The 11724-nt window shown below is 71.0% G+C and carries 10 protein-coding genes and 1 pseudogene; 3 read left to right on the top strand and 8 right to left on the bottom strand.

What is annotated here, in order from left to right:
* Positions 1-395 precede the first annotated feature (395 nt).
* Positions 396-665, top strand: coding sequence for a hypothetical protein (locus VI238_RS03285; RefSeq protein ID WP_331648410.1), 270 nt, complete (start codon positions 396-398; stop codon positions 663-665).
* A gap of 88 nt (positions 666-753) precedes the next feature.
* Here the strand turns inward: VI238_RS03285 and VI238_RS03280 are convergent, their stop codons facing one another.
* Genes VI238_RS03280 through rluD form a run of 4 tightly spaced genes read right to left on the bottom strand, consistent with a single transcriptional unit; the run spans position 754 to position 3415 of the window.
* Positions 754-1164 carry a thiol-disulfide oxidoreductase DCC family protein gene (locus VI238_RS03280; protein ID WP_331648408.1) on the bottom strand — a complete coding sequence of 137 codons (411 nt, stop codon included), beginning with the start codon at positions 1162-1164 and terminating at the stop codon, positions 754-756.
* Entirely contained in the window at positions 1154-1675 is a 522-nt protein-coding gene (locus tag VI238_RS03275) for a DUF4166 domain-containing protein (RefSeq protein ID WP_331648406.1), read from the bottom strand. The genes VI238_RS03280 and VI238_RS03275 overlap by 11 nt, the downstream gene beginning before the upstream one ends.
* Positions 1672-2418 carry a peptidoglycan editing factor PgeF gene (gene pgeF, locus VI238_RS03270; protein WP_331648404.1) on the bottom strand — a complete coding sequence of 249 codons (747 nt, stop codon included), beginning with the start codon at positions 2416-2418 and terminating at the stop codon, positions 1672-1674. The genes VI238_RS03275 and pgeF overlap by 4 nt, the downstream gene beginning before the upstream one ends.
* A gap of 4 nt (positions 2419-2422) precedes the next feature.
* Positions 2423-3415 carry a 23S rRNA pseudouridine(1911/1915/1917) synthase RluD gene (gene rluD / locus VI238_RS03265; RefSeq protein ID WP_414650020.1) on the bottom strand — a complete coding sequence of 331 codons (993 nt, stop codon included), beginning with the start codon at positions 3413-3415 and terminating at the stop codon, positions 2423-2425.
* Between the two features lie 186 nt (positions 3416-3601).
* Here rluD and VI238_RS03260 point away from each other — a divergent pair, with 186 nt between their 5' ends.
* Positions 3602-4441, top strand: a complete 840-nt coding sequence (locus tag VI238_RS03260) for an outer membrane protein assembly factor BamD (protein WP_331648402.1) — start codon at positions 3602-3604, stop codon at positions 4439-4441.
* Positions 4442-4582: 141 nt separating this feature from the next.
* Here VI238_RS03260 and VI238_RS03255 read toward each other — a convergent pair whose 3' ends face one another.
* The 4 genes from VI238_RS03255 to sucC form a co-directional block, all read right to left on the bottom strand.
* Entirely contained in the window at positions 4583-6229 is a 1647-nt protein-coding gene (locus VI238_RS03255; protein WP_331648399.1) for an NAD+ synthase, read from the bottom strand.
* Positions 6230-6299: 70 nt separating this feature from the next.
* On the bottom strand, positions 6300-8969 hold the full coding sequence (locus tag VI238_RS03250; RefSeq protein ID WP_331648397.1) for an Ig-like domain-containing protein: 2670 nt from the start codon (positions 8967-8969) through the stop codon (positions 6300-6302).
* Between the two features lie 265 nt (positions 8970-9234).
* Positions 9235-10104: a succinate--CoA ligase subunit alpha gene (gene sucD, locus VI238_RS03245; protein ID WP_331648395.1), complete on the bottom strand. Its 870-nt coding sequence runs from the start codon at positions 10102-10104 to the stop codon at positions 9235-9237.
* Positions 10105-10121: 17 nt separating this feature from the next.
* Positions 10122-11288 carry an ADP-forming succinate--CoA ligase subunit beta gene (sucC, locus tag VI238_RS03240; protein WP_331648393.1) on the bottom strand — a complete coding sequence of 389 codons (1167 nt, stop codon included), beginning with the start codon at positions 11286-11288 and terminating at the stop codon, positions 10122-10124.
* Positions 11289-11480: 192 nt separating this feature from the next.
* Between sucC and VI238_RS03235 the strand changes: the two are divergent.
* Positions 11481-11724, top strand: a pseudogene (locus VI238_RS03235) (hypothetical protein); the annotation flags it as partial.

The raw sequence follows: 11724 nt of genomic DNA, 5'->3' as shown, positions 1-11724 counted from the left end.
CGCTTCGGTCGCCTCGACACGGTCGTAACAGCGATCAGCCCCGGCAACCGCACGCCGCGCGGCCTCGCGACGACGCGCGCGATCCTCGGCTACATCGGGCGCCCGTACGCGCGTCTCACGCGAGGCCGCTGGCGGCGGGCGTACGGCTGGCAATCGCTTCGCCGGCTGCGCGTGCCCGGCGTCGGCACGCGCTGGCTCGCCCGCTGCGAAGTGCCCGACCTCGCGCTGCTGCCTGCACGCCATCCGACCCTGCGCGATTGCGATTTCCGCGCCGGCCTCGAGTTGCGGCGCATGCATTTCGGCCTCTGGCTCGCGTCGTGGGCGGTGCGCGTCGGCGTCGTGCGCGATCTCGCACGGCATGCCTCGTCGCTGCTGTCGCTCAGCGCTGGCTCGCCATGGGCAGCGATGTCGGCATCATGCAGGTCGACCTGTGCGGCACCGATCCCGCCGGCGCGCCGCTGCACTTGCGCTGGCGGCTCGTCGCCGCGAACGGCGACGGTCCGCGGGTGCCCGCGACCGCCGCGGTCGTGCTCGCGCGCAAGCTCGCGCGCGGTGAACTGCCCGGCTGCGGCGGCGCGCGCGCCTGCCTCGACCTCTTCACGCTCGACGAGTTCGTCGATGCGCTCGAAGGCCATGCGATAACCAGGACGGTCGAAGTGGCGTGACGTGGTGTGCGGCCCATCGATGAAGGCCGGTCGCCTCGCGGCTGACGAACCGGGCTGCAGCGGCGGCACGCGTTGCCCGCGTGCCGCCCTACAGGAAGCGCGTGCGGTGCTCGGGCGCGGGCACGAAACACTGCGTGTTGCGCCCGAACCAGCGGTAGCGGTTGCGCGCGACGAGGCGGTAGGTGCGGTCTCGCACGCAGCGTGGGATCCACGCGAGCACGTGCGCGACGCGCCAGGCGCCGCCGAGTCCGGCGACGACGCGGCGGATCGCGTCGGTGTCGGTCCAGGCGCGGCCGCGGTCGAGGAGCAGGAACGAACTCGGATCGTCGGGATCGAGCCCGTGCGCGAGGAGCAACGCGCGTCCACTCCCGGCCTGCATCGCCGCGAAGCGATAGCGCGCCTCGCGATCGTGGCGCAACAGGAAGCGCACCCAGCCGCTGCAGAGCGCGCAGTCGCCGTCGAAGACGACGATCGCCGGCGAGCGCGGATCAGCCGACATCGAGCCAGCCTCGATAGCGCACGAGCAAGCCGACCCGCGGCAGTGCCGCCCGCACGTCGAACGTGTAGCGCCCGTCGCACGCCGCTTCGCGCGCACCGACCGCGGCGAACCAGCGCGACGGCAGCGGCAGTCCGAGCGCGCGTACGCGCTCGACCGTCCACTCGATCGCGCCGGCGTGCGCGCGCAGGCGGAACACGAATGTCACCGCGCCGAGCCGCTCGTGCAGCAGCCCGTCGCGCTCCCACAGGCGCGAGCGCATCACGTGCGTGCCGACACGACGCGACCAGCGCTCGTCCGCAGCCCCGGCGGCGATCTCGACCTCGATCGGGCCGCGCCCCGCAGGCGGCAGGCGCGTCGCCCACGCGCACAGCGCCGCGAGCGGATGGAGGCCGCGTTCGACCTCGACCTCGCCTGCGTAGCGGCGCGTGCCGCGCTCGCGATGGACCGCGCGCACGCACGCGTCGAGCGTGTCGAACGCGCTGCCGAGCGCGCGTTCGAACACGGGCGTCACGGTGCGATCCAGACCAGCGACGCGAAACGCCCGGTGTCGCGCTCGCGACGGTACGAGTAGAAGCGCGCGTCGGCGAACGTGTCGAAGCCGCCGCCGTGCACGCTGTCGACGCCGGCGTGCGCGAGCCGACGCCGTGCAAGCGCGGCGAGGTCGCACAGCCAGTGGCCCGGGCGCGTCGGCGCGAAGCACGCGTCGGCCGCGCCGTCCATCGCGACGAACGCGTCGCGCACCTCGACGCCGACCTCGTACGAGCGCGCGCCGATCGCAGGTCCGATCCATGCGTGCACGCGCGCCGCGCCGAGGCGCGCGAGCGTCGCTTCGAGCACGCCGGCCGCGAGCCCGCGCCATCCCGCATGCGCGGCCGCGATCGCGTCGCCGTCGGCACTGCAGAACAGCACGGGCAGGCAGTCGGCGGTGAGGACCGCGAGCACGACGCCGGCCCGGCGCGTGACCGCGGCATCGGCATCGCGGTCGGATTCGTCCGCATCGGCATCGAGCACGGTGGTGCCGTGGACCTGGCGCATCCAGAACGGCGCGGACGGCAGGCCGAGCAGAGCCGTCAATGCGGCGCGATTGGCCGCGACCGCATCGGGCGCGTCGCCGCAGCGTTCACCGAGATTGCATGCCTCGAACGGCGGTTGCGAGCGGCCGGGCAGCCGTCGCGTCGTCACGCATGCGCGCACGTTCGCCGGCGCCGGCCAGTCCGGCACGATCGCGCCGCCTGCAGGGACCGGCATCGGCATGCGCTCAGCCGTTCTCGCGGCTGTCCGCGCGCAACGCGACGAGCAGCGCTTCCATGTCGGCCGGGCGTTCCGCCTCGACCGCGACCGGCTTGCCGGTCTTCGGATGCGCGAACTCGAGTTTCTCCGCATGCAGCGCCTGGCGCCTGAAGCCGCGCAGCGCTGAGGCGAGTTCGGGCGTCGCGCCCTTCGGCAACTTGAGCAGGCCGCCGTACTGCGCGTCGCCGACGAGCGGATGGCGCACGTGCGCCATGTGCACGCGGATCTGGTGCGTGCGGCCCGTCTCGAGGCGGCACTCGACCAAGGTCATCGCGCGGAACCGCTCGCGCACGCGGTAGTGGGTGACCGCGTCGCGGCCGTCCTCGCGCACGGCCTGCTTCAGGCGGTCGTGCGCGTGCCGCCCGATCGGCGCGTCGACGCGTCCGCCGGCGACCATCGCGCCGTAGACGATCGCTGCGTACTGGCGGTGCACGTCGCGTTCGGAGAGCTGTTCCACGAGCGAGGTGTGGGCGCGCAGCGTGCGCGCGACGACCATGAGGCCAGAGGTGTCCTTGTCGAGGCGGTGCACGATGCCGCCGCGCGGGATCTCCGCGAGCTTCGGATCGTGGTGCAGCAATGCATTCTGCAGCGTGCCCGCAGGATTGCCCGCGCCGGGGTGGACGACGAGGCCGGGCGGCTTGTTGACGACGATGACCTCGGCGTCCTCGTAGCGGATGTCGAGCGGGATTTCCTCCGCCTGTGCCCCGATCTCGCGCTCCATGCGCACGTCGAGTTCGACCGACTCGCCGCCGCGCAGGATGTGCCGCGGCGCGACCACCTCGCCATCGAGGCGCACGGCGCCGGCCTTGACCCAGGCGGTAAGCCGGGATCGCGAATAGTCCGGGAACAGTTCGGCGAGCGCCTGGTCGAAGCGCCTGCCCGCGAGCGCGTCGGGTACGATGGCTGCGAGGCGGGGCGCGTCGGAAGGACGCTCGTTCAGGCGTGATTCGGGTTCGGTCATGCTCGGATTGCCGGACAGCGGCGCTTCCTGCGCGGGCGAGGTTTCGGGTTATGATCGGTGTTTCACGCGGCGCGCGGTAGCGTCGCGGGCCGGTCGATCCGGCGGATCCGGCGACCAGAGTCCCGTCCCGGGACGCTGGGCAGGCCCGGACGCACTCCACCCATCATCGCAGAGCCTGCCACCCGCATGCGAGTTTCCTCCAGCCTCCGTCCGTTCCTGCGCCTCGCCCTGCTCGCGCTCTTCGTCGCGCTCGCCGGCTGTTCCCTGTTCCATCGCGGCAAGAAGGGCGACCCGCTGGACACGCTGTCGGTCGAGCAGCTGTACCAGCAGGGCAACGAGGCGCTGCAGTCGGGCAACAACGACTACGCGGTGCGCACGTTCCAGCGCCTCATCGCGCGCTTCCCGTTCGGCCCGTACACCGAGCAGTCGCAGCTCAACCTCGCCTACGCGCAGTACAAGTCGGACAAGCCCGACGACGCGTATTCGACCATCAACCGCTTCATCAAGACCTACCCGACGCATCGCCACATCGACTACGCGTACTACCTGCGCGGCCTCGTCAACTTCAACCGCTCGGGCGGCTTCCTCGAACGCTATGTCGGCCTCGACATGACGCAGCGCGACCAGGCCAACCTGCGCCAGTCGTTCGACGACTTCGGCGCGCTCGTCACGCGCTATCCGCAGAGCCGCTACGCCGCGGACGCGCGCCAGCGCATGGTGCACCTGCGCAACATGATGGCGCAGGCGGACCTCAACATCGCGCTGTTCTACCTCAAGCGCGGCGCCTACGTCGCATCGTCGAACCGCGCCAAGGCGATCCTGGAAACGTATCCGCAGACCCCCCAGGCGGGCGACGCGCTCGCGATCATGGTCGAGAGCTACGTGAAGCTCGGCCAGGAAAAGCTCGCCGCGGACGCCAAGCGCGTGCTCGAGCTGAATTACCCCGACCATCCTGCGCTCAAGGGCGGCTGGCCGCACTACCGCTCGAACTGGTGGAAGCTCATTCCGCTGCAGAACCGCGGATGACGCCGGCGGCGCGCGCGATGCGCGTGCCGCCCTGCCCGCTGTTCCGCTGCGTCTTCGGGGCGGACGCGGCCCGCGTGGGTGCGTGCGGCCCGGCCTTGCGTCGCGAGCCGCGAGGTTCGATGCGCGGCCCGCACGCCCGACTCAGCGCCACCCGGACGTGATCGGATAACGGCGCTCGCGCCCGAACGCGCGGCGCGATACCTTCGGGCCGGGCGCCGCCTGCTGGCGCTTCCATTCGCTGATGCGCACGAGCCGCAGCACGAGGTCGACCGTCGCGGCGTCGAAGCCCGCGCGGACGATGTCGTCGCGCGACTGCTCCTGGTCGACGTGGCGGAACAGGATCGCGTCGAGCACATCGTACGGTGGCAGCGAATCCTGGTCGGTCTGGTTCTCGCGCAGCTCCGCCGACGGCGGCCGGGCGATCACCGCGGGCGGGATCACCGGCGCACCCGCGACCGCGTTGCGCCAGCGCGCGAGCGCGAACACCTCGGTCTTGTAGAGATCCTTGATCGGCGCGTAGCCGCCGCACATGTCGCCGTAGATCGTCGCGTAGCCGACCGCGTACTCGCTCTTGTTGCCGGTCGTGAGCAACAGCCCGCCGAACCTGTTCGCGAGCGCCATGAGGATCGCGCCACGGCAACGCGACTGCAGGTTCTCTTCCGTCACGTCGGGCCCATGGCCGGCGAACGCGGGTGAGAGTGCGTCGAGGAAGCCGCGGAACGGCGCCTCGATCGGCACCGTCATGACGCGTACGCCGAGCGCGCGCGCCTGCTCCTCGGCAAGGTCGTTGCTGAGATCGGACGTGTAGCGCGAGGGCAGGCGCACGCCGGTCACGTTGTCGGCGCCGAGCGCGTCGACCGCCACGCCGAGCACGAGCGCGGAATCGATGCCGCCGGACAGGCCGATCCACGCCTTCGAAAAGCCGTTCTTCGCGCAGTAGTCGCGCGTGCCGCGCACGATCGCGCGCCAGGCGAGCGCATCGCGGCCTTCGTCGTCTTCGGCCGGCCACGCGACCGGCGTGAAACGGCGCGTCGACGGATCGAAGTCGGCGACCAGCCAGTGGTCCTCGAAGGCGCGCGCCGCCGGATGGACGTGGCCGTCGCCATCGGCGAGCACCGACGCGCCGTCGAACACGACCGCATCCTGGCCGCCGACCGTGTTGAGGTAGGCGACGGCGACGCCGCGACCGTCGCGCGACGATTCCCGCACGCGTTGCGCGAGCAACGCGTCGCGCTGCGCATGCTTGTCGCGCTCGAACGGCGATGCGTTCGGCACGAGCACGAGCTCGGCCCCGGCGGCGACGGCGCCCGCGAACGGTTCGGCGAACCAGAGGTCTTCGCAGATCAGCAGGCCGACGTCGACGCCACCGACCTCGAACACGCAATCCTCGCGATCCGGGTCGACGTCGAAGTAGCGTCGCTCGTCGAACACCGCGTAGTTCGGCAGTTCGCGTTTGCGATAGGTCGCGGCGACGCCGCCGTCGCGCAGCACGCTGGCCGCGTTGTAGACGACCGCGCCGGCCGCCTGCGGCCAGCCCACGACCGCGACGATGCCGCGCGTCGCCGACGCGAGGCGGGCGAGCGCCGCGTCGCACTCGGCGAGGAAACTCGGCCGCAGCAACAGGTCTTCGGGCGGGTAGCCGCTCAGTGCGAGTTCGGGGAACAGCACGAGGTCGGCGCGGTGGCGGTCGCGCGCTTCGGCGATCAGCGCGCCGATGCGCTCCTCGTTGCGCGCGACGGCGCCGACCGGGAAGTCGAATTGGGCCAGGGCGATGCGGAGCTTGGGCATGCGGCGGTGCGGTTCGCAAAGAGGCCCATTGTAAGGCCGCGCCGCGTCCGCACCGCGCTCTGCGCCGGCGCTACGGTATGCCGGTCACGACATCGACGGTCGCGGTCGCGGTACCGCCGCGGCCGTCCGAGATCGTATAGGTGAAGGTCGCGGCGCCGAGATAGCCGGCGGGCGACCACGTCACCGTGGTCCCGGTGATCGCGACGGTGCCCGCCGGCCCGCCATTGGCGCCGATCGGCTGCGTCACGGCGATGATCGCGAGCGGATCGCCGTCCGGATCGCTGTCGTTCGCGAGCACCGCGATCACGGTCTGGTTGAACGCGCCGGTGTCGTTCACCGCGATCGGTGGCTGGTTCGGCGCCGGCGCGACGACGACGGTCACGAATGCGGTCGCCGTACCACCGCGGCCGTCGGAGATCGTGTACGAGAAGCGGTCGACACCGCTGAATCCGGCGGCGGGTGTGTAGACGACCGCGTTGCCGGCGATCGCGGCCGTGCCGTCGAGCGGCGCCGACACGCTCGCGATGGCGATCGTATCGCCATCGGGATCGCTGTCGTTCGCGAGCACTGGCACCGCGGCCGGCTGGCCGAACGCGGTCGTCGCGGAATCGTCGACCGCGACCGGCGGCTGGTTCGCGGCCGCACCGACGGCCACGGTCACGGTCGCACTCGCGCTCCCGCCGCGCCCGTCCGAGATCGTGTACGTGAAGCGGTCGATGCCGACGACGCCCGCCGCGCTCGGCGTGTAGGTGATGGTGTTGCCGGACACGGCGACCGAGCCGAACGTCGGCGGCGTCGTAGCGGTGATCGTGAGCGGATCGCCGTCCGGATCGCTGTCGTTGGCAAGTACCGCGACGACGACCGGCGTGAGCGGCGTCGTGGCCGCGCTGTCGTCGACGGCGACGGGCGGCCGGTTGGGTGCGGCGCCGACCGTGATCGTGACCTGCGCGGTCGCGCTGCCGCCGTGGCCGTCGCCGATCGTGTACGTGAACGCGTCCGGCCCGACGTAGCCGGCGACGGAGACGTACTGGACCTGGGTGCCCGCGATCGCGACGGTGCCGTGCGACGGCGTCCCGACGAAGGTCAGCGCGAGCACGTCGCCATCGGCGTCGCTGTCGTTGGCGAGCACGTCGATCGCGACGGGCTGGCCGGACGTCGTCGCGGCGGCGTCGGCGCGCGCGACCGGGGTGCGATTCGGTCGAGCGCCGACCGTGATCGTGACCGTCGCGGTCGCGCTGCCGCCATGGCCGTCGTCGACGACATAGGTGATCGTGTCCGTTCCGCTGAAGCCGGGGACCGGTCGATAGACGATGCCCTCGCCGACGATGCTCGCGCTGCCGTGTGCGGGCGTGCCGATGCTCGCGAGCACGAGCGCGTCGCCGTCGGCGTCGCTGTCGTTGGCAAGGACCGCAATGGTGACCGCCTGGCCGAAGCCGGTCGCGGCAACGTCGTCGACCGCGATCGGCGCTGCGTTCGGCCTGCCGCCGACGCTCACGCTCACGCCGGCGCCGGCGCTGCCGCCACGGCCATCGCTGATCGTGTACGCGAACGTGTCGGTGCCGCTGAAACCGGGCGTCGGCGTGTAGAGGATGCGCCCCCCGGACGCGACGGCGCTGCCGTGAGCGGGCATCGTGACCGCGACCACCGTGAGCGCGTCGCCGTCGGCGTCGCTGTCGTTCGCGGCGACGTCGATCGACACCGCGGCGCCGGGGGTCGTGCTCGCCGTGTCGGCCTGCGCGAGCGGGAAGCGGTTGGTGTACTGGCGCGGCCCGCGCGTGACCGACACCGTCTGCGAGCGCGTGCGCCGATAGCTCTCGACCGTGCGCGGGTGCGCGCTCGACGGCCGCGCGAGCGAACGCGCGATCCATGCCGGGTCCTCGAGGCTCGCCGTCGGCGCGAAGGCGCCGTGGCGGCCGAATTCGTAGCGCAGGAACACGGACACGCGATCGTCGTCGCCGCCGCCCGCGCCGCCCTGCCGCGCGACGTGTTCGGCGAGAGCGGACAGGCCCCAACCGCGCGTGCCGAGCGGCGTGTCGAGGCCGAGCGAGAGCGTCGTCGCGCGCGCGCCGTCGCCGTCCTGCGTGCTCGCGCCCCCGTGCACGCGCAGCGCCCACGGCTCGAACACGTGGCCGAACTGCACGCCGATTTCGGTCCCGTAAGGCCGGCTTTCGAACAGCGTGTCGGTCGTCGTCGTCTCGATTTCGGTGTAGCTGCCGATGTCGTCGCTGCCGTCGAATTGGGCGATGTCGTCGTGCAGGCTGTGGCGCACGCCGCGCGCACCGCTGATGCCGTGCGCTAGCCAGGCCTCGATCGAATACGCGCGCCGCTCGATGCCCAGGCCGAGCGTCGCCTTGCGGTCGTGCTCGCCGTTCTGGTCGATCGCGAAACTGAGGCGGCTCACGGTCGCCTCGTCGGGGTGCGCGCGCGCCGCGATCGGATCGCCGCCCCAGAGCCAGTTGAAGTCGGCCTGGGCGCCGCCCGCGCCGGACTGGTCCCACCAGACCTGGCCGACCAGCGCGCGCGCATTGTTGCGCGCGAATACGCCGAGCAGTTGGCCTTCGGTATGCCCTTCGCGATTGACGCCGATCGAGACGCTGCCGTCGCCGCCGACGTAGGTCAGCGGTACCGAGGCGTCGGTCACCGACGGCACGCCGTCGTCGTTCGGATCCCTCGGCAGGATCTGCGCGGACGCGGCGGCGGTGCAGGCGATGGTGAGCAGCAGGACGAGGCGACGGCGCATGATCCCTCCCCGGACACGGCGGCGCTGGGTGCCATCCTAACGTCGTTTCGGCCCGGGAATGGACAAACGATCCATTCAGGTTCGCCGCGCCCGGTGCGCGTACCCCATCCGGGACGCCGGTTCGCGGCCATCGCAGCCCGCGCGGTTCGACCGTGGTGTGGCCCGACGGCCGCACGGGTCGGGCGACGCGGACGAAAAAAAAGGCCGCGGATCGCTCCGCGGCCTTTCGCAGGATGCCGGCGGCCGATCGCGGCCGGGGCGGCCGCTACATCTTCGACGCGAGCGTCTTGCCGAGATCGGCCGGCGACTTCACGGTGGTGACGCCGGCCTTCTCGAGCGCGGCGAACTTCGCCGCCGCCGTGCCCTTGCCGCCCGAGATGATCGCGCCGGCATGGCCCATGCGCTTGCCGGCCGGTGCCGATGCGCCGGCGATGAACGCGACCACCGGCTTCTTCACGTACTCGGCGATGAACTCGGCCGCTTCCTCCTCGGCGCTGCCGCCGATCTCGCCGACCATGATGATGCCTTCGGTCTGCGGATCGTCCTGGAACAGCTTGAGGCAGTCGATGAAGCTGAGGCCGTTGATCGGATCGCCGCCGATGCCGATGCAGGTCGACTGGCCGAGGCCGACGTGGGTCGTCTGGAATACGGCCTCGTACGTCAGCGTGCCCGAGCGCGAGACGATGCCGACCTTGCCCGGCTTGTGGATGTGGCCGGGCATGATCCCGATCTTGCACTCGCCCGGCGTGATGATGCCGGGGCAGTTCGGGCCGATCAGCACGGTGTCCGGACGCTGCTTGAGCACGTTCTTCACGCGCAGCATGTCGAGCACGGGGATGCCTTCGGTGATCGCGACGATGACCTTGATGCCCGCATCGGCCGCCTCGAGGATCGCGTCGGCCGCGAACGGCGGCGGCACGAAGATCATCGACGCGTCGGCGCCGGTGTCGTTGACCGCGTCGAGCACGGTGTCGTAGACGGGCAGGCCGATGTGCGTGCCGCCGCCCTTGCCCGGCGTGACGCCGCCGACGAGCTTGGTGCCGTATTCCAGCGCCTGTTCCGAGTGGAACGTGCCCTGCTGGCCGGTGAAGCCCTGGGTGATGACCTTGGTGTTCTTGTTGACCAAAACGCTCATGTGTTCGTGTCCTTCGCTCAGGCGGCCTTGACCGCGGCGACCGCCTTCTGCGCGGCGTCGTTGAGATCGTCGGCCGGCGTGATCGCGAGGCCGGAATGGGCGAGCAACTCGCGGCCCTTCTCGACGTTCGTGCCCTGCAGGCGCACGACGACCGGGATCTTCAGGCCGACTTCCTTGACCGCGGCGATGATGCCTTCGGCGATGAGGTCGCAGCGCACGATGCCGCCGAAGATGTTGACGAGGATCGCCTGCACCTTGTCCGACGACAGGATCAGCTTGAACGCCTCGGTCACGCGCTCCTTGGTCGCGCCGCCGCCGACGTCGAGGAAGTTCGCCGGTTCGCCGCCGGCGAGCTTGATCACGTCCATCGTCGCCATCGCAAGGCCGGCGCCGTTGACCATGCAGCCGATGTTGCCGTCCATCGTGACGTAGTTGAGGTTGTTCTTGACGGCCGCGGCCTCGGCCGGGTCTTCCTGCGATTCGTCGCGCATCGCGACGAGCTTCGGGTGGCGGAACTCGGCGTTGTCGTCCGAATTGACCTTGCCGTCGAGCGCCATGAGGTCGCCGGACGCGACGATCGCGAGCGGGTTGAGTTCGACGAGGGCGAGGTCCTTCTCGTTGAACAGCTTGTACAGACCGAGCATGATCTTCGTGAGCTGGTTCGCCTGCTTCGCGCTCAGCCCCATGTCGAACGCGAGCTTGCGGCACTGGTACGGCTGCAGGCCCTCGACGAAGTCGACCTCGATCGTGTGGATGTCCTCGGGCGTGTCGCGCGCGACCTGCTCGATGTCGACGCCGCCCTGGGCGGAAGCGATGAACGAGACGGTCTTGCTGCCGCGATCGACGAGGATCGAAAGGTAGAGTTCCTTGGCGATGTCGGTCGCATCCGTGACCAGAACGAGGTTCACCGGCAGCCCGCGGCCGCCCGACTGGTAGGTCTCCATGCGCCGCCCGAGCATGCCCGCGGCGGCGGCCTTCACGTCGTCGAGCGAACGGCAGAACTTCACGCCGCCGGCCTTGCCGCGGCCGCCCGCATGGATCTGCGCCTTGACCATCCATTGCTCGCCGCCGAGCGCGCGGGCGGCTTCGACCGCCTGCTCCGGCGTCGAGGCGACCTTGCCCGGCGGCACCGGGATGCCGTACTCGGCGAACAGTTCCTTGGCTTGGTATTCGTGGAAATTCATGAGACACCTTGTGCGAAGGGACGCACGCGCGCGGCGCGAATCCGCCGCGGCAGCGCAATCCGGGGAGCGTCGACGCGAAGCCGACCGAAAAACGGGTCGCCTATTCTCGGGGAAGGGGGCCGCGAAAGCAAAGAAAGGGCGTGCCGACGCTCCGGCCGAACCCGCAGGCTATACTGCCGCAACGGAGCCTACGTGAGCATGGGTACCCAATTGCTGGACACGACGGCCTCACCGGGCGACATCACCCGGCGCGAACTGTATTTCTTCAACCTGTACCGCTGCCTCGAAGCCGTGGTCTACGTCGGCCTCGTGTTCAGCCCGTTCGCGGTCGACTGGGTGCACGTGTCGCGCCCGCTGCTCGGCCAGATCGCCTCGTCGACCTACCTCGTCGTCGCGATCGCCCTGCTGATCGGCACGGAACGCCTGCGCTCCCGGC

It is taken from the genome of Dokdonella sp. (assembly GCF_036518555.1).
Lineage (GTDB): Bacteria > Pseudomonadota > Gammaproteobacteria > Xanthomonadales > Rhodanobacteraceae > Dokdonella_A.
This window is presented reverse-complemented; position numbering and strand designations above follow the sequence as displayed.